Origin of the sequence: Coprococcus sp. AF102-57 (assembly GCF_027686195.1) — a bacterium.
Taxonomy (GTDB): Bacteria; Bacillota; Clostridia; order Lachnospirales; family Lachnospiraceae; genus Allocoprococcus; species Allocoprococcus comes.
On record NZ_JAQCSY010000006.1, the window covers coordinates 14,733 to 39,975 of the forward strand.

Annotated in this window: 30 protein-coding genes; 24 read left to right on the plus strand and 6 right to left on the minus strand. The window is 42.5% G+C overall.

Annotated features, from left to right (window positions below; genetic code table 11):
- Positions 1 to 46: 46 nt before the first annotated feature.
- Together PGZ10_RS05195 and PGZ10_RS05200 are read right to left on the minus strand one after the other, a co-directional pair.
- Positions 47 to 592 carry an NADH peroxidase gene (locus tag PGZ10_RS05195; RefSeq protein ID WP_008375550.1) on the minus strand — a complete coding sequence of 182 codons (546 nt, stop codon included), beginning with the start codon at positions 590 to 592 and terminating at the stop codon, positions 47 to 49.
- Positions 593 to 747: 155 nt separating this feature from the next.
- A complete protein-coding gene (locus tag PGZ10_RS05200) occupies positions 748 to 1,137 on the minus strand; it encodes a Fur family transcriptional regulator (RefSeq protein ID WP_117559496.1) in 390 nt (129 codons plus the stop codon).
- 315 nt (positions 1,138 to 1,452) lie between these two features.
- On the opposite strand from PGZ10_RS05200, the gene PGZ10_RS05205 reads away from it, so the two are divergent.
- Positions 1,453 to 2,373, plus strand: a complete 921-nt coding sequence (locus tag PGZ10_RS05205) for a C40 family peptidase (RefSeq protein WP_270203219.1) — start codon at positions 1,453 to 1,455, stop codon at positions 2,371 to 2,373.
- A 233-nt stretch (positions 2,374 to 2,606) separates the two neighbouring features.
- Positions 2,607 to 2,816: a DUF1858 domain-containing protein gene (locus PGZ10_RS05210; protein WP_022220329.1), complete on the plus strand. Its 210-nt coding sequence runs from the start codon at positions 2,607 to 2,609 to the stop codon at positions 2,814 to 2,816.
- Positions 2,817 to 2,915: 99 nt separating this feature from the next.
- Here PGZ10_RS05210 and PGZ10_RS05215 read toward each other — a convergent pair whose 3' ends face one another.
- Positions 2,916 to 3,710, minus strand: coding sequence for an adaptor protein MecA (locus PGZ10_RS05215; RefSeq protein ID WP_008375545.1), 795 nt, complete (start codon positions 3,708 to 3,710; stop codon positions 2,916 to 2,918).
- 386 nt (positions 3,711 to 4,096) lie between these two features.
- On the opposite strand from PGZ10_RS05215, the gene PGZ10_RS05220 reads away from it, so the two are divergent.
- The 17 genes from PGZ10_RS05220 to PGZ10_RS05300 all read left to right on the plus strand — a co-directional run bounded on the left by PGZ10_RS05220 (position 4,097) and on the right by PGZ10_RS05300 (position 18,789).
- Positions 4,097 to 4,330, plus strand: coding sequence for a hypothetical protein (locus PGZ10_RS05220; RefSeq protein WP_022220330.1), 234 nt, complete (start codon positions 4,097 to 4,099; stop codon positions 4,328 to 4,330).
- A gap of 174 nt (positions 4,331 to 4,504) precedes the next feature.
- Positions 4,505 to 6,364, plus strand: coding sequence for a glycosyl hydrolase family 18 protein (locus PGZ10_RS05225; protein WP_270246491.1), 1,860 nt, complete (start codon positions 4,505 to 4,507; stop codon positions 6,362 to 6,364).
- A 75-nt stretch (positions 6,365 to 6,439) separates the two neighbouring features.
- Complete coding sequence (locus PGZ10_RS05230; protein WP_243034401.1) at positions 6,440 to 7,183, plus strand: N-acetylmuramoyl-L-alanine amidase family protein; 744 nt, start codon at positions 6,440 to 6,442, stop codon at positions 7,181 to 7,183.
- Between the two features lie 38 nt (positions 7,184 to 7,221).
- Entirely contained in the window at positions 7,222 to 8,760 is a 1,539-nt protein-coding gene (locus PGZ10_RS05235; RefSeq protein WP_173689193.1) for an L-threonylcarbamoyladenylate synthase, read from the plus strand.
- Positions 8,742 to 9,371, plus strand: a complete 630-nt coding sequence (gene upp, locus PGZ10_RS05240) for a uracil phosphoribosyltransferase (protein ID WP_117824705.1) — start codon at positions 8,742 to 8,744, stop codon at positions 9,369 to 9,371. Before PGZ10_RS05235 ends, upp begins: the two co-directional genes overlap by 19 nt.
- A gap of 11 nt (positions 9,372 to 9,382) precedes the next feature.
- Positions 9,383 to 9,871, plus strand: a complete 489-nt coding sequence (locus PGZ10_RS05245) for a deoxycytidylate deaminase (protein WP_008375533.1) — start codon at positions 9,383 to 9,385, stop codon at positions 9,869 to 9,871.
- A gap of 133 nt (positions 9,872 to 10,004) precedes the next feature.
- The gene (locus PGZ10_RS05250) at positions 10,005 to 10,211 is read left to right on the plus strand and encodes a pro-sigmaK processing inhibitor BofA family protein (protein ID WP_008375529.1); all 207 of its coding nucleotides are present in this window, start codon (positions 10,005 to 10,007) and stop codon (positions 10,209 to 10,211) included.
- 319 nt (positions 10,212 to 10,530) lie between these two features.
- The gene (locus PGZ10_RS05255) at positions 10,531 to 11,457 is read left to right on the plus strand and encodes a hypothetical protein (RefSeq protein ID WP_270246427.1); all 927 of its coding nucleotides are present in this window, start codon (positions 10,531 to 10,533) and stop codon (positions 11,455 to 11,457) included.
- Positions 11,432 to 12,802: a CpaF family protein gene (locus PGZ10_RS05260; RefSeq protein WP_270246428.1), complete on the plus strand. Its 1,371-nt coding sequence runs from the start codon at positions 11,432 to 11,434 to the stop codon at positions 12,800 to 12,802. The genes PGZ10_RS05255 and PGZ10_RS05260 overlap by 26 nt, the downstream gene beginning before the upstream one ends.
- The gene (locus PGZ10_RS05265; protein WP_055248076.1) at positions 12,774 to 13,346 is read left to right on the plus strand and encodes a type II secretion system F family protein; all 573 of its coding nucleotides are present in this window, start codon (positions 12,774 to 12,776) and stop codon (positions 13,344 to 13,346) included. Before PGZ10_RS05260 ends, PGZ10_RS05265 begins: the two co-directional genes overlap by 29 nt.
- A gap of 2 nt (positions 13,347 to 13,348) precedes the next feature.
- On the plus strand, positions 13,349 to 14,662 hold the full coding sequence (locus PGZ10_RS05270; protein WP_270246430.1) for a hypothetical protein: 1,314 nt from the start codon (positions 13,349 to 13,351) through the stop codon (positions 14,660 to 14,662).
- A gap of 11 nt (positions 14,663 to 14,673) precedes the next feature.
- The gene (locus tag PGZ10_RS05275; RefSeq protein ID WP_022220442.1) at positions 14,674 to 14,874 is read left to right on the plus strand and encodes a Flp1 family type IVb pilin; all 201 of its coding nucleotides are present in this window, start codon (positions 14,674 to 14,676) and stop codon (positions 14,872 to 14,874) included.
- 37 nt (positions 14,875 to 14,911) lie between these two features.
- Positions 14,912 to 16,279 carry a DUF5702 domain-containing protein gene (locus PGZ10_RS05280; RefSeq protein WP_270246432.1) on the plus strand — a complete coding sequence of 456 codons (1,368 nt, stop codon included), beginning with the start codon at positions 14,912 to 14,914 and terminating at the stop codon, positions 16,277 to 16,279.
- A gap of 269 nt (positions 16,280 to 16,548) precedes the next feature.
- Positions 16,549 to 17,220 (plus strand): pilus assembly protein, encoded by a 672-nt coding sequence (locus PGZ10_RS05285; RefSeq protein ID WP_270540872.1) that lies wholly within the window; start codon positions 16,549 to 16,551, stop codon positions 17,218 to 17,220.
- Complete coding sequence (locus PGZ10_RS05290) at positions 17,205 to 17,630, plus strand: prepilin peptidase (protein ID WP_270203213.1); 426 nt, start codon at positions 17,205 to 17,207, stop codon at positions 17,628 to 17,630. The genes PGZ10_RS05285 and PGZ10_RS05290 overlap by 16 nt, the downstream gene beginning before the upstream one ends.
- Positions 17,624 to 18,040: a TadE family protein gene (locus tag PGZ10_RS05295; RefSeq protein WP_055261909.1), complete on the plus strand. Its 417-nt coding sequence runs from the start codon at positions 17,624 to 17,626 to the stop codon at positions 18,038 to 18,040. Before PGZ10_RS05290 ends, PGZ10_RS05295 begins: the two co-directional genes overlap by 7 nt.
- On the plus strand, positions 18,037 to 18,789 hold the full coding sequence (locus PGZ10_RS05300) for a DUF6382 domain-containing protein (RefSeq protein WP_008374199.1): 753 nt from the start codon (positions 18,037 to 18,039) through the stop codon (positions 18,787 to 18,789). The genes PGZ10_RS05295 and PGZ10_RS05300 overlap by 4 nt, the downstream gene beginning before the upstream one ends.
- Positions 18,790 to 18,883: 94 nt before the next feature.
- Here the strand turns inward: PGZ10_RS05300 and PGZ10_RS05305 are convergent, their stop codons facing one another.
- A complete protein-coding gene (locus tag PGZ10_RS05305) occupies positions 18,884 to 19,615 on the minus strand; it encodes an ATP-binding protein (protein WP_270540874.1) in 732 nt (243 codons plus the stop codon).
- Positions 19,616 to 19,726: 111 nt separating this feature from the next.
- Here PGZ10_RS05305 and PGZ10_RS05310 point away from each other — a divergent pair, with 111 nt between their 5' ends.
- Positions 19,727 to 20,140, plus strand: a complete 414-nt coding sequence (locus PGZ10_RS05310) for an HIT family protein (RefSeq protein ID WP_008374196.1) — start codon at positions 19,727 to 19,729, stop codon at positions 20,138 to 20,140.
- A gap of 17 nt (positions 20,141 to 20,157) precedes the next feature.
- On the plus strand, positions 20,158 to 20,712 hold the full coding sequence (locus PGZ10_RS05315) for an RNA polymerase sigma factor (RefSeq protein ID WP_022220438.1): 555 nt from the start codon (positions 20,158 to 20,160) through the stop codon (positions 20,710 to 20,712).
- A 78-nt stretch (positions 20,713 to 20,790) separates the two neighbouring features.
- Here the strand turns inward: PGZ10_RS05315 and PGZ10_RS05320 are convergent, their stop codons facing one another.
- Positions 20,791 to 21,858 carry an undecaprenyldiphospho-muramoylpentapeptide beta-N-acetylglucosaminyltransferase gene (locus PGZ10_RS05320; protein ID WP_270540876.1) on the minus strand — a complete coding sequence of 356 codons (1,068 nt, stop codon included), beginning with the start codon at positions 21,856 to 21,858 and terminating at the stop codon, positions 20,791 to 20,793.
- Between the two features lie 143 nt (positions 21,859 to 22,001).
- Between PGZ10_RS05320 and PGZ10_RS05325 the strand changes: the two genes are divergently transcribed.
- Entirely contained in the window at positions 22,002 to 23,000 is a 999-nt protein-coding gene (locus tag PGZ10_RS05325; RefSeq protein ID WP_270540877.1) for a DUF4367 domain-containing protein, read from the plus strand.
- 58 nt (positions 23,001 to 23,058) lie between these two features.
- Entirely contained in the window at positions 23,059 to 23,529 is a 471-nt protein-coding gene (locus PGZ10_RS05330; protein WP_270540878.1) for a DUF6147 family protein, read from the plus strand.
- A 452-nt stretch (positions 23,530 to 23,981) separates the two neighbouring features.
- Here PGZ10_RS05330 and PGZ10_RS05335 read toward each other — a convergent pair whose 3' ends face one another.
- Positions 23,982 to 24,233, minus strand: a complete 252-nt coding sequence (locus PGZ10_RS05335; protein ID WP_055261919.1) for a TIGR03905 family TSCPD domain-containing protein — start codon at positions 24,231 to 24,233, stop codon at positions 23,982 to 23,984.
- Positions 24,234 to 24,423: 190 nt separating this feature from the next.
- On the opposite strand from PGZ10_RS05335, the gene PGZ10_RS05340 reads away from it, so the two are divergent.
- The gene (locus PGZ10_RS05340) at positions 24,424 to 25,116 is read left to right on the plus strand and encodes a 5'-methylthioadenosine/adenosylhomocysteine nucleosidase (RefSeq protein WP_117835348.1); all 693 of its coding nucleotides are present in this window, start codon (positions 24,424 to 24,426) and stop codon (positions 25,114 to 25,116) included.
- The last annotated feature ends 127 nt before the right edge of the window (positions 25,117 to 25,243 follow it).

The following is a 25,243-nucleotide window of genomic DNA, read 5'->3' on the forward strand; positions in this document are numbered from 1 at the left end:
TCGTTCTTCCAGGGGCTCTTCTATTTATCCCTGCTCGGCTTGTAGCTTAGCCAAAGTAGCGTTTGAGTAATCCTTCGAATGCTTTTCCGTGTCTTGCTTCGTCTCTTGCCATTTCATGAACTGTGTCATGGATCGCATCGAGGTTTGCAGCTTTTGCACGTTTTGCAAGGTCAAATTTGCCTGCTGTTGCACCGTGTTCTGCTTCTACTCTCATTTCAAGGTTCTTCTTTGTGCTGTCTGTTACAACTTCGCCAAGAAGTTCTGCGAATTTAGCAGCGTGTTCTGCTTCTTCGTGAGCAGCTTTTTCCCAGTAAAGTCCGATTTCCGGATAGCCTTCTCTGTGAGCTACTCTTGCCATTGCAAGATACATTCCTACTTCTGAACATTCACCTTCAAAGTTTGCTCTGAGGTCGGCAAGGATGTCTTCGCTTACGCCTTTAGCTACTCCAACTACATGCTCTGCAGCCCATTCTCTTTCGCCTTCTTTTACTTCTGTGAACTTGTCAGCGCCTACGCCACATACTGGACATTTCTCCGGTGCTGCTTCGCCTTCGTATACATAACCACATACTGTACAAACAAATTTCTTCATAATAATAATCTCCTTTTCTTTTTTTGATAGTATATTTGATTTCTTTTAGTTAGCAATATTAGTAACTGTTACTGATATTAAGATAACATATACATCCTTCTTTGTCAACTATAATTGATAAGTTTTTTCAAAATTTCTGAATTTATACTACATAGTCAGGATTTTCTTAAACAATCACCGCAGATACCGTAGAAAAGCATGGTGTGTGATTCAATCTGACCGTCGAAACTTTCGGATGCGAGATGGTTGATCTTATCCATGTGATCAAAATCCATATCAATCATTCGCTTGCAGCACTTGCAATAGAAATGATAATGCGGATTGGTACGTGCATCAAAACGATCGCCGCCATCGGGTGTTGTAATTTTAATTGCCTCGCCTATGTCGGCAAGCAGATTTAAATTGCGGTAAACGGTTCCGAGACTGATATTTGGAAATTCTTCTTTGATATGCATATATACAGTATCTGCTGTTGGATGTGTTGTAACAGAGGAAAGATAATCCTTAATTGCCTCACGCTGTCTGCTGTATTTTAAACTTGCCATTGATGTCACCTCCTACAAATAGATAATAATAATAATTACTAAAATCATATTATAATAATATTCTTATAATGTCAATAAAAAATTGTATATTGAATAAAAGAATAAAAAATGGAAATACTGTTAAGCGAGATGTAATAATTTGTAACAAATATGACGAAAAAACAAAGTGTATAAAGAACGGTGTAGAACTGTGTACTACGAAATAACTGAGGAAAACTTGACAATGTGAAATTTGATTGATATAATATCACCGTAACAAATGTAACAATTCTGTAATATTTACAAAAGATAAGAATACATGAAGGAGGGAGATTTATGCATTCAAATCTAAAAAAAGGATTGTTCCTGGTTACTTTTCTGGGGATGACAGTATCTCCGGGAATTTCGGTTATGGCAGCAGATGGAGACACCGCAGAAGCTGCAAAGATGCCGGGCGTAGGGATAGAAGCGGTATTGAATGATCTTTATTCTCAGAACAGGGAGATTAAAGCTGAGGATTATCTGGTACCGGAAAATAAGGGTGAGTATTTAGATATGGCATTTGCCAATGTAACAAGTTTTCTGTATGTCAGAAGCGAACCGACGAAGGAAAGTGAATATGTCGGAAAGCTGTATCCGGGATACGCGGCGAAGATCACAGGTCCTGTGGGAGAATGGACGGCAGTTGAATCGGGAGATGTCACCGGATATGTAAAAACAGAATATATACTGACAGGAGCAGAGGCGCAGACGTATGCGGAGAATCTGGTAACGGAAGCGCAGCAGGAAGGAAAAGAAGAAGCAGAAGCATTTAACTATGCAGTGTCCAGGGAATCCGAAGAAGCGCAGATGACGCAGGAAGTCCAGGGGAATGTACAGCAGACGGAGACTACAGAGGTTTCCGCACAACCGGCGTCAAATGGACAGGCGATCGTTGATTATGCATGCCAGTTCATTGGGAATCCGTATGTCTGGGGCGGCACAAGTCTGACAGATGGGGCAGACTGTTCCGGATTTGTACAATCAGTATTTGCGCATTTTGGAATCAGTCTTCCACGGACAACGTATGACCAGATTAATGCAGGCGTGGAGGTAAGCTATGATCAGGCGATGCCGGGAGATCTGATCTGTTATGATGGCCACATCGGAATTTATATTGGGAACGGTCAGATCGTCAATGCACAGAACCCGGAACAGGGAATCGGTATTTCACCGGCGACTTATACGACAATTCTTTCAGTAAGAAGAATCGTGTAAAAGCTTGGAAACACCAGTGAAAGCAGGCATTTGAAAAATGCGAAAATGCTGAATATCCGTGGGTTATCCACATTGTCCACATAAAAACATACGTTTTTTGTGGAAAACGGGGGAAAATATTTTACAAAAGCAAAGAAACCTTAATATCCGAGCAATACAGTCGGATATTAAGGTTGTTTTTTGGGATAAATGGTATTATAATAAGGGATACGAAAAGCAAAGGAGGAAGAAAGATGGCAGTCGAAGTAACAAAAACAATGACAATTGGCGAATTGCTTCAGGTAGCTCCACAGACAGCACCGGTTCTTATGGAAGTTGGAATGCATTGTCTTGGATGCCCGGCTTCACAGGGTGAGTCTCTTGAAGAAGCAGCAATGGTTCATGGAATTGATGCAGATCTTCTTATCGCAAAGATCAACGCACTCTTAGCAGCTGAAGCATAGACCGTGAATAAATAAAAGATATAATTTAACGGGGACGACAGATCATTAATCTGCCGTCCCCGTCTTTTTTCGCCAAGTTAAAAATTGTGGATTTGTCTATTATTTAAATGAAGTCAGAGTCTGTATTGCGTTTTTGGCAAGGATCATATCACAGTGTTCTTCCAGAAATGCAAGTGATATACCACCACCCTGTTCCGGTGAACCATACTCGGAGAGCATATTACAGATCCGGTTAAAATCAGAAGACGGATGCTCCCCCTGTGCAAGTGTCAGGATGTACATGTTCTCTGCTTCATCCTTGTAAAGTGTGTTCGGACCATCATACATCTCAGCTAAAAAATGACTGGCATGAATCACACTGTCAAGTCTTGAGAAAGAGAAAAGCCGGACCGGTGGAACAGAAGGTTCAGCAGGAGCTGCTTCTTTGGCTTCTGAAGCAGGAGCCTGTTCCTGGACCGGAGTATCGGCAAGTGCTTCCGGGTTCTCCGGGAGCTGGGATACAGCCTCTTTCATCTGGCGGAGAATGTCGAGAAAATCTTCGGCTCCGTCAAGTTTTTTCAGATGTTCCAACACGGATTTGTGCTTATCAGCAGCTTCGTCCGCAGGAGTAGGTGTGAATCTGGAAAAACGGGTATCCAGTTCATCCGGATCATCAACTTTGGTTATATTCAGAACGATAGAATCACCGGCGGTCGGGATTGCTTCGATCATCAGTGGCAGATTGTCGCTTTCGAATCCAAATTCAGAAGCGGCCTGCTGCATCATCTCGCGGAATAAAGACTTTGCCTTCTCGGAGCCGTAAGCAAGCTCGCTGAGCTTTAACTGTCTCTGGGCGAGATCATCACGGGTAAGTGTGCAGCGGATCTGATTATCATTTATCTTTTCTATCTTCATAAAGTATCACTTCCTATTCAATCAAAAATCTATCTGAACAATTACTAATAGTATAAACAAAAAACGGAACGATGTAAACAAAATAAAAAATAAAAAATGCTTGCTTTTTTATAAACTCTTTCTTATAATGGCGTTACAGGAAAATAAGACAGACCAGTCAATCGCACAAATCTTGAATTTATCATACGCATTTCGCACACAGCGTACAGAATCAAGTACATTCAGGTCATATCAGACGATTTATCAACAGAACCTAACAATTGAACCGAAGTATGGACAGTGATCATTTTCTTGTCATCGGAAAAAGCACAGGAGAAGTAATATATCACAAGTGTTGCCTTATGGTCGCTTTTTGCCGTAAAAACTGTCTGACTCAAGGGGGAAATATGGACGAGCAAGAGAAAAAGTATCAGGATTTATTTACGGAACTGACAAATTATGAGCGTAGCGGTGTCCGAATGCAGATGAATGGCTTTCCGGCAAGTCCGCTTCAGATCGTGTCAGCGCATATGGTAAGAGAAGAAAGTAATTATATGCGGGATTATATTCTGGATGAACAGGGAATGATCCGGGAACTGGATTTTAACAGTATAGAAACAGACCATTCACAGGTGGAATGAAAAAAGCAGAGCCCCCTCGCCAGGACATGACCTGTGGGGAATGGAAATAGTTTTCAGATGTGTACAAATGTCAGATATATGTGGTATAATAACCTAAAGTATGCGCATATTACAAGCTTAGTTAAGCTGTGAAAATATGCTGCAAACAGGAGGTGTCATGTGGACGAAAGAAGAATGACCAATGAGCAAAGGGAAAGAGAGCGCAGACGCAAAGCTGCGGCAGCAAGAAAAGCTGCTGCAAGATACGAGGATCCGGGCGTAGGTTATCAGAGACGGAGAAGAGCAAGAAAAAGACGTCGCCGTGTCAGAAACGTGTGTATTGCATTGCTGGTGATCTTTATAGTTGTCATTGGGCTTGCCGGTGGAACAATATACTGGATAAAGTATGGGCCGACAAAAGAAACATATGATTTGAATAAATATTTTGGAATTACGGCAAAGTCGCAGATGGGTGTAACGATCAACAACGAGGTACTGGATGCTCAGGCAATTACAGAAGGTGGAACTGCATATCTGTCTTATAACTTTGTACAGGATTATATCAGCGATCGTTTCTACTGGGATTCCAATGAGCATATACTTTTGTATACACTGCCGAGAGATATGGTAAAGGCAGCGGCAGACAGTAAGGACTATTCTGTTTCAGATACTGTGAACAGTGAGGATTATACAATTGTAAAGACAGAAGGAGATACAGCATATATTGCACTGGATTTCCTGCAGAAATATGCAAATTTTGACTACGAAGTTTATAAAGATCCGGCAAGAGTCGTGATCACCAGTAAGTTTGGAGAGCGTCAGACGGCAAAGGTTAAGGATGATTCCCAGGTAAGGATTCTGGGAGGTGTAAAAAGTCCGGTGCTCGAAGAAGTGAAAAAGGGAGATAAGCTTACGGTTCTTGAAGATGTAAGTGACTGGAAAAAAGTCTGTACAAAGTCCGGAATTGTCGGGTATATTCAGAAGTCAAAGCTGAAGGATGCCAAGAAAGAGACAATCTCAAGAGAATTTGAGGAACCGGATTATACAGGAATCAAGAAAGATTACAAGATCAATCTGGTATGGCATCAGGTCACAAGTGAAGCTGCCAACGAAGGGATTGAAGATGCGCTTGCAGCTACAAAAGGACTCAATACGATTTCCCCTACATGGTTCAGTGTAACGGATAATTCCGGAAATATCAGTTCCATTGCAAGTACAGACTATGTGGATTATGCACATCAGTGTGGACTGGAAGTATGGGCGCTGGTGGATAATTTTGACCAGAATGTAGACGATATGGAGCTGCTCAGTCATACTTCAAGCAGGGAGAATCTGGAGAATCAGCTGGTAAATGCAGCACTTCAGAATGGAATTGACGGAATCAACGTGGATTTTGAACAGATACCGACGGATGTCGGAGAGCATTACATTCAGTTTATCCGGGAGCTTTCTGTGCTGTGCCGGGTGAACAATCTGGTCCTTTCTGTAGATAATTATGTGCCGAAGGGTTATAACACACATTATCACAGAGAAGAACAGGGGGTTATGGCAGATTATGTGATCATTATGGGATATGATGAACATTTTGCCGGTTCCTATGAAGCAGGTTCTGTGGCATCTTACAATTATGTAAAAGAGGGAATTGAAGAAACCCTGCGGGATGTACCGGCAGATAAGGTGATCAATGCAGTGCCATTCTATACAAGGCTGTGGAATGAGACACCGAAGACGGACGAAGAGCGTGCGGAAGATCAGGGAACCGAGGCTGCAAGCTATTCAATGAAAGTTACCAGCGAAGCACTTGGCATGGAAGAAGCGGCACAGCGGGTAAGCGAAGCCGGAGCAACTGTGACATGGGATGATACGGCGAAGCAGAACTATGCAGAGTGGCAGGGAGATAACGATTCAACCTACAGGATCTGGCTGGAGGATGCTTCTTCACTTGAAGTCAAACTCGGACTTATGAAGGACAATAATCTGGCAGGAACGGCGGCATGGAAACTTGGATTTGAGACTTCCGATATCTGGGATCTGATTCAGAAATATGTAAACTGATTACATAATGAGAAAGGTATAGAAAAGAGCTTTCCATGCATATATTTGTAAAAATATATGCAGGAGGCTCTTTTTTTGAATAAAAAAATCAGTGAAATGGTAAAAAGGGGGAAAACTATTTTCAAGAGCAAAATAAAGTGGATTCTGGCTCTTATTTTACTGACGGGATGTATTTATGGCAGCTATACATTAAGCAGGTATACCGAGGCGGATCAGGTGGAGGCAAAGCAGGCTCAGGTAATCCTGGATGCCGGACACGGGGGAAGTGATCCGGGAAAAATCGGGCTGAATAACCTTCTGGAAAAGGATATCAATCTGGCGATTACTGAGAAAGTGAAAAAATGTCTGGAAAAGGAAAAGATAACAGCAGAGCTTACAAGAAAAGAGGATAAAGGGCTTGTAACAACAGGAGACGGAAGTAAAAAGACAGAAGATATGCAGGCAAGAGTGAAGATGATCAACGAGACGAAACCTGTCCTTACAGTGAGTATCCATCAGAACAGCTATGAAGACCCGGAAATTCATGGAGCGCAGGTGTTTTATTATAGCCATTCCCGGGAAGGAGAGGCTGTTGCGAAAATCCTGCAGGAAAGTTTGCAGGAGATTGATCCGGAAAATCACAGGCAGGCAAAAGCAAATGAGACCTATTATCTTCTGAGGCGTACAAAAGTGCCTACGGTGATCGTGGAATGCGGTTTTCTGACTAATCCGGAAGAGGCAGAAAAATTGTCGGGAGAAGAATATCAGGAGCAGGTTGCAGAAGCTGTTGCAAAAGGAATCGCAAAATGTCTGGAATACCTGAACGAGTATGGAAATTAAAATTGCCATGCCATGTGGATAATGCTATAATGAAACACATGGAAACAATAATAAAAAAAATAGACAGAAACCAAATAGATCAGGAGATTATGGAAGAAGCCGGTTCAATCCTGAAGAACGGCGGTCTGGTGGCATTTCCGACAGAGACAGTCTACGGACTGGGGGCAAATGCGCTTGATGAGGAGGCAGCGAAAAAGACCTATGCAGCAAAAGGACGCCCGTCAGACAACCCGCTTATCGTCCATATTGCGAGACTGGAGGATCTGGGTGCGATCGTTGAATCTGTACCACTTATTGTAGATGAGATCGCGGCACATTTCTGGCCAGGGCCACTTACGATGATTTTCAATAAGAACGAAAAAGTTCCGCTGGGAACAACCGGTGGTCTGGAAACGGTCGCTGTGCGTATGCCGGATGATGAGATTGCCCGTGAGCTGATCCTTGCAGGAGGCGGATATGTATCAGCACCAAGTGCCAACACATCCGGAAGACCGAGCCCGACGACAGCACAGCATGTGGCAGAGGATTTAAGTGGCAAGATCGAGATGATCCTGGATGGAGGAAGTGTAGATATCGGAGTAGAGTCTACGATTCTGGATATGACGGTGACTCCACCGATGATCCTGAGACCGGGAGCGATCACAAAAGAGATGTTAAGTGAAGTGATCGGTGAGGTGGCTGTGGATGAAACTTTGATTTCAGAGAACAGCACAAAAGCACCGAAAGCACCGGGAATGAAGTACCGTCACTACGCGCCGAAGGCAGAGATGATCATTGTTGATGGAGAGCCTGAAGAGGCTGTTCGGGCGATCAAGCAGATTGCTTACGAGCAGGTAAGACTTGGATATAAGGTGGGGATCATTGCGTCTAATGAATCGGTTGATCAGTATACGACCGGTGTAGTAAAATGCATAGGTTCCCGTGTGAATGAAAAGACGGTTGCGAGAAACCTTTATAAAGTCCTACGTGAATTTGATGAAGAGGAAGTTGATTACATTTACAGTGAAGCATTTCCGGAGGCAGGTATCGGAACTGCGATCATGAACCGGCTGGGCAAAGCAGCAGGACATCATGTACTGCAGGCATCTGAGATCACGAAGCTTCAGGATTACCGCAGGATCGTATTTGTGAGCAACAGCGCGAACTGTCGTGCTCCGATCGCAGCAGCAATTCTGAAAAAGCAGCCGCTTTTCCAGGAATACGAGGTGTGTGCGAGAGGACTTGTGGTTCTCTTCCCGGAGCCACTGAATCCGAGAGCAGAAGAACTTCTGGCGAGACATCATATTGAGACAGAAGGATATGAGACTGTTGCATTATCAGAAGAGGAATTTGGGGAAGATACGCTTGTTCTGGCAATGCAGGACAGTATCAAACAAAAGATACAGAATGATTATCCGGGAAAAGGACAGGTCTATACACTATGTGAATTTGTAAATGGAAGTAAAGAGATTCCGTCTGTATATGGTCAGACACAGGAACAGTATGAGCAGATGTATGAGCTGATCCAGGGGTATGTCAAAAAACTTGCCAATAAGTTAAACGAGGAGGCAAAAAACAAATGTCAAATGTACACGTAATGGATCATCCGCTGATCCAGCACAAAATCGGGATTATCAGAAGAGAGGAAACAGGTTCAAAGGATTTCAGAATGATGATCGGTGAGATCGCAATGCTGATGTGCTATGAGGCAACCAGAGATCTGAAATTACAGGATGTCGAGATCCAGACACCGATCTGCAAGATGACAGCAAAAGAGCTTGCAGGAAAGAAGCTTGCTGTTGTTCCGATCCTGAGAGCAGGACTTGGAATGGTAGAAGGTATGCTTGCGATGATTCCGGCTGCAAAGGTAGGTCATATCGGTCTGTTCCGTGATCCGAAAACTCTTGAACCGGTAGAATACTACTGCAAACTTCCGGCTGACTGTGAAGAAAGAGAAGTATTTGTAGTAGATCCGATGCTTGCTACGGGAGGATCCTGTATCGCAGCGATCCAGATGCTGAAGAACAGAGGCGTAAAAAATATCCGTTTTATGTGTATTATTGCAGCACCGGAAGGAGTAAAGAAGCTTCAGGAAGCTCATCCGGATGTTGAAGTGTATATTGGAGCATTGGATGAAAAGTTAAATGAACATGGATATATTGTTCCGGGGCTCGGAGATGCCGGAGACCGTATTTTCGGAACAAAATAGAGGAAACGATCATGAGTGGAAAAAGACAGGATTATATTTCCTGGGATGAATATTTTATGGGAGTTGCCATTCTCTCGGGAAGACGGTCAAAAGATCCGAATACCCAGGTGGGATGCTGTATCGTAAGTGCAGATAACAAAATTCTGTCAATGGGATACAACGGTCTGCCACGAGGCTGTTCGGATGATGAATTTCCGTGGGAACGGGAAGGTGAGGATCCGCTGAAGACAAAGTATGTATACACCGTACACAGTGAACTGAATGCAATCTTGAATTACAGTGGAGGAAGTCTTGAAGGAGCCAAACTTTATGTATCGCTTTTTCCGTGCAATGAATGCGCAAAAGCGATCATTCAGAGTGGAATCAAAGAAGTAATTTATGATTCAGACAAGTATGCAGATACAACTTCTGTAAAAGCATCTAAAATGATGTTTGACTGTGCCGGGGTGCGATACCATCAGTATCACCGGACCGGGCGAAAAGTGGAAATTGAATTATAAAAGATATGTGGAAGTGCCATTGGACTGCGAAGTGCAGACAGTGGCGCTCTTTTTTTCGTAGGAACTTCTTTTCAAAGGTAAAAAACATATCTGTGTGAAAAAGTTCATAAGATAGAGCAGGAGGTGGCGGAGCATGAAAAGAAGAGGATCATGGCAGATAAACTTTATTGTCAGGGCTTTGACAGGAATGGGCAGTATTTTTCTGGTTAATCAATGGATGGACTATAGAAACATTCCTGTTTCTGTCGGACTAAATGTCCTGTCATTTTTTGTGTCCGGATGTCTTGGAATTCCGGGAGTTGCCATGCTTTATGGGATTATGTTTTATCAGTTTATGTAGGTGTTGCGCAAAACGTTTTTTTCTGGTTTAAAGCTATGGACAAAGGGAAAAGTGGCGCATATAATACGTCTTACAAGAGAGGCAAAGCAATAAGTTAGAAAATCAAAAAATCAGTTTCAGCAGTATTTATATTCTGATAAATACTGTGTCAAAAAAGGAATGCAAACGTGTTCCGTCATATGCTATTCGGCATTTGATTCAAAGTTTGAAAGAAAAAGGGCGGACATGCCGGAAAGGAGCAGAGCAAAGAATCGACAGAGAAATTTTAATTTGTGATCCAGAAGAAGAGTATGTCAGAAGACTTGCGGAGGCGCTGCTTTTGAAAAAAGAGGTGACAGCAGGAGTGCGAATCTGTTCGTCGCCGGAAATGGTACAGGAGTTACTGAAGATTGGTCTGATAAAGGTATTGTTGATCAGTGAGGATGTTCCATATGAAAAAAGAAAGCAGATTTTTACCGGGAAGAGAATTATTCTGACGAGACAGCATTGTGTGGATCTGGGAGAGGAGGAAACGGAGCTTCGGAAATATCAGCCGGTTGACGGACTGATGACCGGGATTTTAAAAGGACTTCAGGAGGAGAAGTTTCCGGGATCGTGTGCGGATAACGGAAATGGAAGAATCCTTGGAGTATATTCACCGGTTCACAGAATTGGAAAGACAACGTTTTCACTGAAACTTGGGAAAGCACTGGCACAGTCAGAGGACGTGCTGTATCTGAATCTGGAAACCTATGCAGGCATGGGAGGATATTTCCGGGATCAGGATGCTCCTGATCTGGCAAATGTTCTTTATTATGCAAAACAGGAAAGAGATGATATCGGGATACGGATTGCATCCATGGTAAAAAGAATGGGTGATCTGGACTATATCCCGCCAATGAAAGTATGGACAGATCTTCGTGCTGTGCATACAGAGGAATGGAAAACTTTATTTGAAAGACTGATCAGCCAAAGTGTATACAGCGTGATCATTCTGGATATCGGAAATGGGATGGAGGATGTATTTCAGATGTTAAGGCTGTGTGACCAGATTCTCATGCCGTGTGCGGAGGATGTATATGCGATGGCAAAAATTGCGCAGTACCAGCATATGTTGAAGGTACTGCGGTATCAGGAGCTGGAGTCGCGTACCATGTATATCAATATGGGGAAAAATATGCGTCAGACAGTAAAAGAAACAGTTGAGTTATTAAAAGAAAGTACAGAAAAGAGGTTCTTCTATGCGGAGGGCAGAACAACTTCATGAAGAAATTCTGGCGCAGATGGATCTGTCGAAGGAAGCAAGCGATGAAGAGCTGCTGGAACTGATTCACAGGATACTGGAAGAAAAATCGAAAGAAGAGTTCATTCCGCTTGGAGAAAAGGCAATTCTCGGGAGAGAGCTTTTTAACGCGTTCAGGAAGCTGGATATCTTGCAGGAGCTGATCGAGGATGAAGAGATTACGGAAATTATGATCAATGGAACGCAGCCGATTTTCATCGAGCGTAACGGAAGGATTTATGAAACCGATAAAAAGTTTCTTTCAAAGGGAAAGCTTGAAGATGTGGTTCAGCAGATGGTAGCAGGCTGTAACAGGGTTGTCAATGAGGCAACACCGATCGTAGATGCGAGACTGGAGGATGGATCCAGAGTAAATGTGGTACTGCCGCCGGTTGCGCTCAATGGACCGATCGTCACGATCAGAAAGTTTCCGAAAAGCAGGATTACGATGGAGACGATGATCGATACAGGCTCTATCGGAAAAGAAGCGGCAGCAATGCTGATCCAGGCCGTGAAGGCAAAGTATAACATTTTTATCAGCGGAGGGACAGGATCAGGAAAGACAACCTTTCTGAATGTATTGTCGGATTTTATTCCGAAAGAAGAACGTATTATTACCATTGAGGACAGCGCGGAACTGCAGATCACAGGGATTCCCAATCTGGTGCGGCTTGAAGCACGGAATGCAAATGTAGAAGGAACAGGGGAGATCAATATCCGTGATCTGATCAGGACAGCGCTCCGGATGCGACCGGAGAGGATTATTGTCGGTGAAGTCAGAGGAGAAGAAGCACTGGATATGTTACAGGCATTTAATACAGGTCATGACGGGTCGATCAGTACCGGTCATGCGAACAGTCCGGATGATATGATGAGCAGACTGTCTACAATGGTACTGATGGGGATTAAACTTCCGCTGGAAGCAGTTATGCGTCAGATCGCTTCCGGAATCGATATCCTGGTACATCTGGGACGCCTTCGGGACAAGAGCAGGAAAGTATTGGAAATCATGGAGGTATTGGGATATGAAAAAGGAGAAATCAGGCTTCAACCGTTATTTTCCTTTCAGGAGACGGGAAGTAAGGATGGAAAAATCCAGGGGGAGTGGGTGAAAAGGTCCACACTTACACGGACGGAAAAACTTATGGCGGCAGGGTATCAGCCGGAAGGAGTATGCCCTGGCAATAACGGAAAGTATTCTTCTGGTGTTCCTGATCGCCATGCTGTTCTATTCAAGACTATGGATGATGGCAGTGCTTTTTCCTCTGGGAATGAAGTATTACGAAAGGATGATCTGTCAGGTGGAGGAAAAAGGGAAGAGACGTTTTGAAAGACAGTTCCAGGATGCGCTTCAATCACTGGAAGCGCAGCTGAATGTGGGATACTCTATGGAGAACGCGATCAAAGAGGTACAGAGAGACCTGCAGATCATGTATGACAGGCATACACTTATTGTACGGGAATTTACGTATATGGTAAGGCAGCTGAATCTGAACGTAACCGCGGAAGCTGCCTGGAAGGATTTTGCTGCAAGAGTAGCACTTCCGGAGGTGGATACATTTGTCACTGTATTTTCCCTGGCAAAGAGGAGCGGAGGCGACAGTATTCTGATCATTAAAAATGCGGTTAGACAACTTGGTGATAAAGCGGAAGTAAAAAGAGAAATCGATACCGTAATTGCAGCGAAAAAAATGGAATTTCAGATTATGTCAGTGATTCCTTTGGGAATTATTGGTTATATGCGTCTGAGCTTTCCGGAATTTATGGCGGGGTTATACGGGAATCTGCCAGGAGCGGCTTTTATGAGTATTTGTCTTGGAGCTTACATTGCTGCCTGGAGACTTGGATGCAAGATTGTGGAAATCGAGGTATAGAAATGTGGTTTTGTATCGGAATGTATTTCTTTCTCGGAGCTTGTGCATGGATGTATTTCAAGAAGAAATCACTTTTCAGAAAATGGGACAGGCTTCTCAGGCAGATATTTTTTTTGATGTTGGCGGTGACAAGTCTGGCATTTTTGTCGGAAATCGTGCAGAAGACAGGGACGGAAAACTCTGAAACCATGCAGATAAAGCGGAACGGGTACGGGGAAGGACAAAAAGAAGCGGCGCTTTCTATGCAGGTTGAAGGAGAAAAAAAGCAGGATATAGAAATTCGTGTGTCACCGAAGATTTACAGTGAAAAGCGGCTGGAAAAGGAGTTTCAGAAAGCGAGGAAAGAGCTTGCAAAAGTGATTTCCGGGGAAAATAAGGATCTGTCGCATATAAAGACAGATCTGAATCTGGTAACAGCATTAGACGATTTTCCGTTTTCGATTTCCTGGGAACTTAGCAGATATGATGTAATGGATTCGCTTGGGAGACTGGATCAGGAAAAAATCCGGGAAGAAGATCCGGAGAATCAGGGGATTGAGATGAATATTACCGGAGTTCTGCATTATGAAGATAAGGTATATCCGTGTGAGATGGATCTTGTTATTTTTGCAGGACAGGAGAAAACGCTTTCCACGAAAGAGCGGGTTCTGGAACTGGTAAGATTACAGGACAGTGCTACGAGGCAGAAAGCATATCTTACACTGCCACCCAGTCTGGATGGAAGAAAAATTGCCTGGACAGAAGAGAAAGATTCAAAAGTGATTCCGATTCTGATGCTCGGAATGGCGATAAGCATTCTGCTTGTCGGAAGAGAAATACAGAAAGAAAGCAATCGGAAGAAGACGAAAAAAGAGCAGATGATGCTGGATTATCCGGAAATTATCACAGAGTTTACGATGCTGACCGGTGCCGGAATGACAGCAAAAAATGTGTGGAAAAGGATTGCGGAAGATTATGGGATCACCAGGGGAAAAACGGGAAGAAAAAGAGAAGCATATGAAGAAATCTGGAAAACCTGGCAGGAAATGAAAAGTGGGATTCCGGAGATGGAATGTTATGAAAGATTTGCAAGAAGATGTGATCTGATTCCGTATATGAAAATGGGAGCACTTCTTTCACAGAATCTGAAAAAGGGTGCAAAAGGAATTTCTGAAATGCTTCGTATGGAGGCAGTACAGGCACTGGAGGACAGAAAGAGCAGGGCGAGACAGCTGGGAGAAGAGGCAGGAACCAGACTTTTGATCCCAATGCTTTTGATGCTGATCATCGTGATTACGATCGTAGTTGTACCGGCATTTTTGTCGATCCAGGTGTAGGAGGTGAGAGCATGAAGGCGGTAAAAAAGAAGCTGTGGACAGGATGGATCAGAATTCAGAAGATTCTGACGGAAAAAGACGGGATATCAACGGTAGAATTGATCCTTGTACTGGTCGTCATTATCGGTCTGGTTATCATTTTTAAGAAACAGCTTAATGAACTTGTAACTAAAATATTTGAAAAAATAACGAATGAAAGTTCAGGAATCTAAAATAAAAATTTTATTTCAGAAATGAGTGTGTACAGAGATGAAAAAAATGGTAAAGGGAGAGATTACTGTGTTTCTAAGCCTGGTCTTTCTTCTGCTTCTTACTCTGGTTGGGGCTTTGCTGGAAAGTGCCTCGATCCAGCTGGCAAAGAATGAGAGAAGAGCAGACGCAGGCAGGGCAGTGGAATCTGCGTTTGCAGAATATCAGAAAGATCTTCTGGAGCAATATGGTATTTTTGCAATAGAAGGCAGTTATGAATCCGGAACAATGTCTGAAGAAAATATTTTAAACCGACTGTCCTTTTATGGGGCAGAAAATATAGAAACAGAGATTGCGGCAATCCGTTATCTGACAGACCAGAATGGGAAAGAATTTCTGCGGCAGGCGGTTGAATACGAGAAAATGAAGACAGGAGCTGCGGCGATAGAGAATCTGACGGGAAAGGTATCCGAATGGAAGGAGCAGGAACTGAAAGCAAATGAATATGGGAAAGAGAATATAGAGACGAGTAAAGAACTTGACCAGATGCTGGAAAGTGAAAAAGGAGAACTTCCTGCAGAAAATAATCCATTGGCGGATATTGTGGATATACAGGCGCAAGCACTGTTAAATCTGGTCAGCCCGGAAGGATTTACGCTGTCATCGAAAGCTGTAAAGTCAGAAGAGACTGTATCGAACCGAAAGCTCAGGCAGGGATACGGAACCATGAAGGAAAAAGATAATGGAGCTGGAGATACCATTTTTTTCAATCTGTACCTTATAGATAAGTTTGGCAATGCTGCAAATAAGAAAAAGAATACGGTACTGGACTATGAGATGGAGTATTTGTTAGGAGGAAAGGCGAGCGACAAGGACAATCTGGAATACGTGATCGGGAGAATCCGAATCCTTCGATTTGCAGTGAATTATGGATATTTGCTGACCGATAAGGACATGCAAATGGAGGTGGATACCCTTGCAACGACACTGAGTGCGGTGTTTCTTTCACCGGAGATCGGACCTGTGATCAAGCATGCGCTGCTTCTTGCATGGGCTTATGGAGAAAGCCTTACGGATGTTAAGACGCTTCTGGCAGGGAAGAAGGTTCCGGCTGTAAAGAGTAAGGAGAGCTGGAATCTGACGTTGGATGGTCTGCTTGAACTGGCAAAGAACAGAAGTATTCCGGAAGGGAAGGAGACAGAAGAGGGAAATTCTTATGAGCAGTATCTGCAAATGATGCTGGTTTTAAAATCAAAGGAAGAACTGTCGATGAGAGCATTGGATCTGGTGGAAATGAATCTGCGATCCGGAATGGAGAAAACGTTTTTCCGGGCAGATGCCTGCGTATCAGGAGCAGACTTTGACATGACATGTTATCTGAGAAGAGGAATCCGGTATCAGTATCATATTTTATATCAATATCAGTAACAAAAAATGAAAATGTTAGGAGGTGGATACAGGTGTCTTTTCTGAGGACAATCGAAATAATAAATAAAATTCCTTTGATGATGTATAGAAAAATATTGAATTACAAACACATATTTGATATTCGCAGAAAGGAGGAAGGATTTGATTTTCTACCTGATTTGATCGCCATATCTTGTGTCAAAGAAAAGGCATCTGTATCTGCCTCGGTAACAGTAGAAGCTGTACTTTGTGTTCCGTTGTTCCTATATGCGGCGGTGAGTTTGATTTGGATGCTGGAACTCAGAAGCATCCAGTCTGCAGTAAGATGCGGACTGCAGAGTGCAGGAAAGCAGGTGGCAGAGAGTTTTGCAGAAATTCCGGTGCTGAACCCGATAAGTCTGCATGCAGATCTTGTAAATGCGGTCGGGAAAGAAAGAATGGATCGAAGTATGATTGTTGGCGGAAGCGGAGGAGTCAGCTGTAAAAGATCCTGGGCGATACCGGGAATGGGAGTGCTGGAACTGACGGCAGAATATGAAGTAGAATTGCCGGTTCCTGTCTTTCATATTCCGGTACTGCATTATAAAGAAAAAATGAGGATGAAGACATGGACCGGTTATGTAAAGACCTACGAAGCAGGAATTGGGGATAATGAACTTGTATATGTGACAGAAACAGGGATCGTATATCACCGGAATTATCAGTGCACTTATCTGGAACCGTCCGTGCGCAGTGTTGCGAAAACACAGTTAGGGGAACTGAGAAACAGCAGTGGAGGAATTTATCATTTGTGTGAACGGTGTGGATGGATGCCGGGAAATGATGGCAACTGCTATGTCACAGATTACGGGGATCGTTATCATACTTCATTATCATGCAGCGGACTGAAGAGAAAAGTTTATACAGTTCCGCTGTCAGAAGTAAAAGGAAAAGGAGCATGTTCGAAATGTGGTGGAAAATAGCAAAATTGGCAGGATTATTTTTTTTAGGATTCGGAGCAGCACAGGATATAAAATATCAGAAAATCTCGACAGAATATCTGCTCGCAGGAAGCTGTGCGGCGATTCTGTACCGTGCGTTATTTGGACGGATGCATTGGAGTGTATGGGTTGCCGGACTGGGATGTGGAATTGTATTTCTCATGATATCGAAATGGTCACAGGAGGGAATAGGGTACGGAGACAGCTGGATGATCTTGAATATGGGTATTTTTCTTGGGATCTGGAATCTGCTTGGAATGCTGATGCTTGCATTTTTTGTGGCTGCGATGGCAGCAGGAGCAGGTCTTTGGAGCGGAAAATGGAAACGGACGACAAGAATGTCATTTTATCCTTTTCTTCTGATCGGCTATCTGGGGACATTTATATGGTAAAGCTAAAAGGAAGTACAGTAGTTGAGATGGCGTATCTGATGCCGGTAGTATTGCTTTGTTGGATGGCAGTCATTTTCGCACTTTTTTATTACCATGATAAAAATATTATCGGTGGGGCGGCATATGAGACTGCGATTGTCGGAAGTGAAGAATGGCGATGGAAAAAGGAAATAGAAGATGGAAAAATGGAGCAGTATTTTCAGAAAAGAATTGAAAACAAACTGATATTTTTTGATACAGTATCGGTGGAAACTGCGGTAGTAAAAGATGAATTTGAAGTGACAGCAGGAGCGCAAAAGAGAAAAATGCGCGTATCTGTTAAACGCAGTGCGGCGCTGACCGTGCCAGAGGAAAAAATACGCAGGAAAAAAGTATTGCAGGAGATTGTAGAAAGGAACCAGGAGGAATGAGAGAAGAGTACGAAAGAGATTTACATCATGCCTGGATGATTCTGGAAACAGATGAGCTATATAAAGAAGATTATCAGATGCGGATGCTGATGGAAAATGCGATTCCCGGACTCTTGTCGGTAAGAGGGCAGGGAAAAGATGATAAAAGCCAGTACCGCTATGAGATCAGTGGGAAGATATCCGTGAAGGCAAAGGGAGAAAAAGAGCACTGGAAATTTGCAGATCTGGAAAATTTTATGAGACAGTTTATCCAGGTGCTTTATGCAGTGAAGAATTATCTGCTGGACGTGAACTGTCTGAGCCTGGATCCGGGACATATTTATGTATCGGATGAAATCTATTACTTTTGTTATTGCCCGGGACTGGAAGGTAATATTCTGGAAAAGTTTCATGAGCTTACAGAGTATTTTGTCAGGGAGACAGATTATGAACAGAAAGAGGCAGTCTATCTGGCATATGAATTACATAAGGCTTCAATGGAAGAAAATTATAATATTGAGTATGCGCTGGAGCGGATACTGGAGAAAAAGGAGAATGAAATGGAGAGTATACAGCCGGAGAAAAAAGCAGGATATGATCTGCAGGAGGAACTGATCCTGGATGACTGGATTGCAGAACAGGAAATGAAAGGGCAGGTTGTAAAGGACAGACAGAGCGTCTGGGGATTTCTGAATCAGCGCCTTCAGAAACGTAGAAAAAAACGGGAATCCCAATGGGATGAGATAATGGCGGATGATTCAGAGGAATAAGTAAGATAGGACATGTTTTTCTTTTTACTACATTTTCCAGTTTATGGAAAGAAGTACTTGTAAAACAATTACGTGTTTTTTATAATAAAAATGATTATGTAATTGGTAACAAAAGCAAAAAAGAAGTGCCTTTTCCACAGGAGGAAGTAACTGTTACTGTTCCGGCGTGAGCTGTGATTGTCCGGCTGACAATGGCAAGACCAAGACCGGTGCCGTCTGGTTTGTAAGTGACAAAAGGATCAAAAATCGTGTCGAGATATTCCGGTGAGATTCCACATCCGGTATCAGATATGGTAATCTGAAGTATTTGATCTTTGAGGACTGCTTCCAGACGGATTGAACCGGCAGACGAAATGGCTTCACGAGCGTTTCTTAAAAGGTTGAGAATCGCTTCATGCAGCTTTAATCTGTCGGCCGTCAGAGATGGAAGATCAGGGGCTATCAGAGAAGAGAATCCAATGTCGGTATCTACGCAGGAGGCGGCAAAGGATAGGCAGATTTGTCCCAAAAAGTCCTGTGCAGAAAACGTGCTCAGATGCAGATGTTCACTGTTATTATAGGCAGACAGCTCCTGCAGCAGAGAGATTGTGTATTCGATGTCTTCGCGAAGCTCTGACCAGTGGCTGAAATCTCTGGTTTCAGGGTGACTGGACTCTATGAGCTGAAAGGTACTGTAGATCAGCGTCAGTGGATTGCGAACTTCATGACTGATCTTGCTGATTGTATATTGCTGTGAATCTAGGAGTTTCTGAAGTAATTCACGAATTTCCGGACTGGAATTCATAAGCTGATGTAACTTTTCATAATCATTTGCAGTAAATGGCATGGTAACGACTATCCTTTCCATGATATAAAGTAGTTGTAGTTTATCATTGAAAGTCTGGTTCGTAAACAAATTCGAGATTAATCGAAGAAAATGTAGAAAGAAGGAAAAAACATGAGGGATGAGAACTGTATTTTTTGTAAAATCGCAAATGGAGAAATTCCATCTGCAACCATATATGAGGATGATGATTTCAGAGTAATTCTGGATCTTGGACCGGCGACAAAGGGACATGCACTGATCCTGCCAAAAGAACATGCGGCAGATATTTATTCTATTGATGAAGAACTGGCAGGAAAAGCATTTAAGCTTGCAAAGAAGATCACAACAAGATTAAAAGATGTACTTGGATGTGACGGATATAATATCGTACAGAATAATGGGGAAGTGGCCGGTCAGACCGTATTCCATTTCCATATGCATCTGATTCCGAGATATAAAAATGACAAGAGCGGATTCGGCTGGAAACCGGGTAAACTTACAGATGAAGATCGGGATGAAATCCTGGAAAAACTGAAAGAAAAATAAAATAGTGAGGTACTGGAGTGAGTTTTCAGAATAAGAATAAAAAGGAATTCGAGAACGTGTACCATAAAAATAAGTTCAACGTTTATCGGATAGCAATGGATTATTCTGGCAGTCACAAAGAGTCAGCGGAAGAGATATTCCAGGAGGTTTTTCTAAAACTATATACACACTTTGATACAGTGGATGAAGAATACATGGCAGCATGGCTGGTAACAACAACGAAAAATACAGCTATCAATTATATGAAGAAGCGGGCAAGAGAATGTCCGAAGGCAGATATTGAGCTGTTTTCGGATCTGTACTCGAAGGAATATGCGGAAAGTGCAGAGGAGCATGTATTCCACAAAATTTTACAAAAAGAAAAAGTGGGTTATGGATGGACGATTCTGGATGCATTGTACGAAGAAAATGAAAACTGGTACGAAGCAATTACCATGGTTTACTGTCTGGAGAGAAAACAAAAAGATGTGGCTGAATCTATGGGGATCAGTATCCAAGCACTGACGGGTGTACTGTACAGAGCAAGAAAATGGGTAAAGATACATTACAATTCTGATGATTACACAAAATAGCACCGATGGATATGTAAAGAAAACAGGTGTCGTTCCGGCACCTGTTTTTGAACAATGTAAATAACTGTTGTTAAAAAATTATTTGGAAGCAGCATCTTCGATCAGACCGATAATTGTCTTGATCGGATCCTGCTGAGAAGACTGATTCATTGCATTTATGAAGTCTTCACGGGAATCATAAAGCTTGTGGACAGCTGCGAGAAGCTTTTCATCTGTAAGCTCTTCTTCTTCCATAACCATACTGAATCCCTGACGTTCAAAAGAACGGGCATTCAGAATCTGGTCACCACGGCTTGCGTTAGCTGAAAGTGGAATCAGAAGATTTGGTTTGCGAAGAGCAAGCAATTCGCAGATTGCATTTGCACCTGCTCTTGAGATTACAACATCGGCAAGGGCGAAGAGATCTTTCAGTTCATCCTGAATATATTCAAATTGAACATAGCCGTTCAGACCGGTGAGCTTTTCATCGAGCTTGCCTTTACCACAGAGATGAACAACTTGGAAATCTTTTAAGAGTTCAGGAAGAATCTTGCGTACTGCGTTATTGACTGCAACTGCGCCAAGACTTCCTCCGACGATCAGGATAACTGGTTTTACTTCCTTGAAACCACAGAAAGCGCAGGCTTTTTCTTTATCTCCGGTGAAAAGCTCCTGACGGATAGGGGATCCGGTAAGGACAGCTTTATCCTTAGGAAGAGAACTTAAAGTTTCCGGAAAGTTACAGCATACTTTTGCAGCTGAAGGAATGGAAAGCTTATTAGCCAGTCCCGGAGTCATATCTGATTCGTGAATGATAACAGGAACATGGTTCTTCTTTCCGGCAATCACAACAGGAACACTTACAAATCCACCTTTTGAAAAAATTACATCCGGTTTTAACTGCTTGATCAGGCGGTTGGCTTCACTGAAGCCTTTCAGGACGCGGAACGGATCCGTAAAGTTCTGAAGGCTGAAATACCGGCGGAGCTTACCGGAAGAAATACCATGATATGGAATCCCCTGCTGTTCAACCAGCTGCTTTTCCATACCGTTGTATGAGCCGATGTAATGTATGTCATACTGCAGTTCCCGAAGACGGGGAAGCAGTGCAATATTAGGTGTAACATGTCCGGCAGTACCTCCGCCGGTCAGAATGATGCGTTTCATAATAAAAATCCTCCCATTGATGGTGCGAATTAAGATTCGCAGTTGATACAGGCAGAGAGACTGCCCTGATATCATAATATTAAACAGGTGAAGGAAAAAGGTCAAGTTAAAGGGAAAAGAAATCCAAAAGAATGAGGTTTAAAATGGAAAAACATGAAGATAATCTGGATAAGCTTTTAAAAGCTGAACTGGAAAAAGAAGCCGGGGAAATCATGGAAGAAATGGACTCGGACGAATCACTGCAGGACATTTCCTTTCCAGAAGACCTGGATGAAAAGATGTGGAGTAAAATCCAAGCATATGAAGAACAGCAGAAAGCATATGAAAAACTGTCAGATGCCGACAAGGAGGCAATCCGTCTCGGACGAGAGGTCCAGGCACTTCGCGGCGGGGAGAATACGAAAGATCATCTTAAGAAAGATGTGGAGAGTGACAGTTATATAGATAATGTTGTGCCAATTGAGCATGTGAAGCATGAAGCAGACAATAAAGCAAGTGACGACGGTACGAACGGAGAGACCGGGAAGGAAGCCGGGAAGAAGAAAGTTAAGAAGAGAAAACGGCACTGGAAGGTATATGGAATCGTGGCGATCGTGGCTGTGCTTGCTATGATGTGGAGTATGGTGAGTATTGGTGGGACGCCGTTCTTTGGAAAACTGTGGACGCAGACTATCGGAGATAGGAAGATGACACAGGTAGATACGGAGAGAGAGGATGGGGATAAAAATAAGGTTGATGGACACGATGAAGAAAAAGTATATGAAGAAATAAAGGAAAGTTTGGGTGTTGATGTTGTTAGATTAGAAGGAAAACCAGATAATATGTCATTAGTGCATAGTGATATAGATAAAAAATTAAACAGAGTATGTTTAATTTTTGCAAATGAAAATACAACGTTGGAATATCAAATTGTAGTTAATTATCAAGAACAGTCACATGGATATGATATAGAAGATGAAAAAATTAAAGAAGAGCTGATTAAAGAAGGCGGTAATGAAATTAGATTCACACAATATAAATTGCCTGATGAAAGTAAAGAGAATACAGCAGAATTTGTATATCAAGATGTTTTTTATACGTTAAATGCAGTTATGGATGAAGAGGATTTTAAAAAAATTTTAAAAAATTTGTATTTTTTCTAAAAATGGCGTAAGTTTTTTCGCTTTCAGTTGTCTATATAGTGTAGAGAGGAGGCGAAAGGTGAAAAAAAACAAAATTTTATCGTTGATTATGGCAATGGTTATGGTCTGTATATTGGCTATTAATGTACAGGGGGTAGCCAGTGCAGCAGATGATCAAGAATGTGTAGATGGATCATATCTTACACATGATGAATCATCGGAGGTAACGGTAGGTGCAATGTCAAGAGGAATCTATCTGAAAAGTGGTTCATCGACGATTACGAAAGCCGGACCAGGCATGATTGCAGCGGGGGGAAATACGGTAGGGCAGAGAACGGTTTCCAAGATTACGGTAGTCGTCAGGGTAGAAAGGCTAGTTAATGGTAAATGGGGAGAATACACTTCTTGGACGACAACAAATTATAATTCAATTTATGTAAGTTCAAGCAAGACATTATCTGTACCAACGGGATACTATTACCGAGTATATTGTACCCATTACGCAAACTCAGATGTAAGCGGATCATTTACCAACGGCATTTACATCTAAAAATCACAAACCAAACATCCCAACCCCTTACCCACTCTAACCCACCCCGCACCACCAAACCAAAAATATTTTTTATAAAATATTCATACGACTATCAACCGGTGCGGCAGTTAGCGGAAGTAAGGACGAGGGAACAATATGAGGGAGGGAGATGGGAAGATTCCTTTTAACACCTGTCTGAATTGCAGGTTGATAAAGTTCAACATCTCCGGTCTTGCAGACTGACAAGAGGGCGAACAGGACTGTAAAGATCACAACTAATAAACGTATTTTCTGATTGGACAGAAAGCATATGACCAAATAATACAACCCGGTCGTGAAGTATGTGAGTATGGAACATCAGAGCAAGCAAGAAGCCTAACTAATGTTAAACTGAATTAGACCAAAACAAGCAGGTCGGGATAATTCCTGACCTGCTTGTTTTGACGCAAAATTGCGAAAAAATTATTTGATTACTGGTTATTGTTTAAATATTCTTTTAAAGCAAGTGAAAGCTGATCTGGGCAGGATGTTGCTTTGTATCCGCATTTGATACCTTCGATACGTGAAATTGCTTCGTGAATATCCATTCCTTCAACGAGGCGTCCGATGCCCTGTAAGTTACCGTTACATCCGCCTGTGAACTCAACATTATGAATACGTCCAGCTTCATCTACTTCTAAGTGAATATTTTTAGAACAGACGCCGTGTGGTGTAAATTCCATGAGTATAGTCCTCCTTTATATTTATACTATTATTGTGCCTTATAAAATTGCTTCAATGATTATAACACAGCCTTATAAGAAAATGCTAGTGCATATTATAAGAAATCTGATATAATAGCTATTGTAATTTTGAAGGGAAATCTATAGATATAGATAAAAACAATATGTAGGGAAAACGGAGGATTTTCAAATGATAGGAATTATCGGAGCAATGGATGAAGAGGTTGCAATCTTAAAGGAATCGATGGAAGTTCAGGATATGATGGAACGTGCCGGAATGACTTTTGTCAAAGGTATTATGAGTGGCAAGGAAGTTGTAGTTGTAAGAAGTGGTATCGGAAAAGTCAACATGGGAATCTGCGCACAGATTCTGATTGACTGTTTTGGTGTGGATACGCTGATCAATACAGGTGTGGCAGGTTCTCTGGATGCAGATATCAACATCGGGGATATCGTGATTTCTACAGATGCAGTTCAGCACGACATGGATGTAAGTATGCTTGGTGATCCGGTAGGACAGATTCCGAGAATGGATACCTTTTCTTTCCCGGCAGATGAGAAGCTTGTGAAGCTGGCAGTGGAAGTAAACAAAGAAGTGAATCCGGACATTCAGACATTTACCGGAAGAGTGCTCAGCGGAGATCAGTTTATTTCCGGCAAGGAAAAGAAGGAATATCTGGTAAAGACATTTGATGGAAAGTGTGCGGAGATGGAAGGCGCAGCAATGGCGCAGACCGCATATCTGAATAAAGTTTCGTATGTCATTATTCGTGCAATTTCGGACAAAGCTGACAACAGTGCAACGATGGATTATCCGGAGTTTGTGAAGATGGCAATCACCCATTATGTAGGGCTTGTCAAAGGTCTTGTAGAAAGAATGTAATGCGTAAGGCAGCAAAGTAAAACAGAAAAGCAGCGTCATTTTCCAGACAGGATGTCGGATTGTGGCGAACGATTAGGGAATCCAAATTCGGAGGTTTACGGTATAATGACGGTAAATCTAAGAAGGA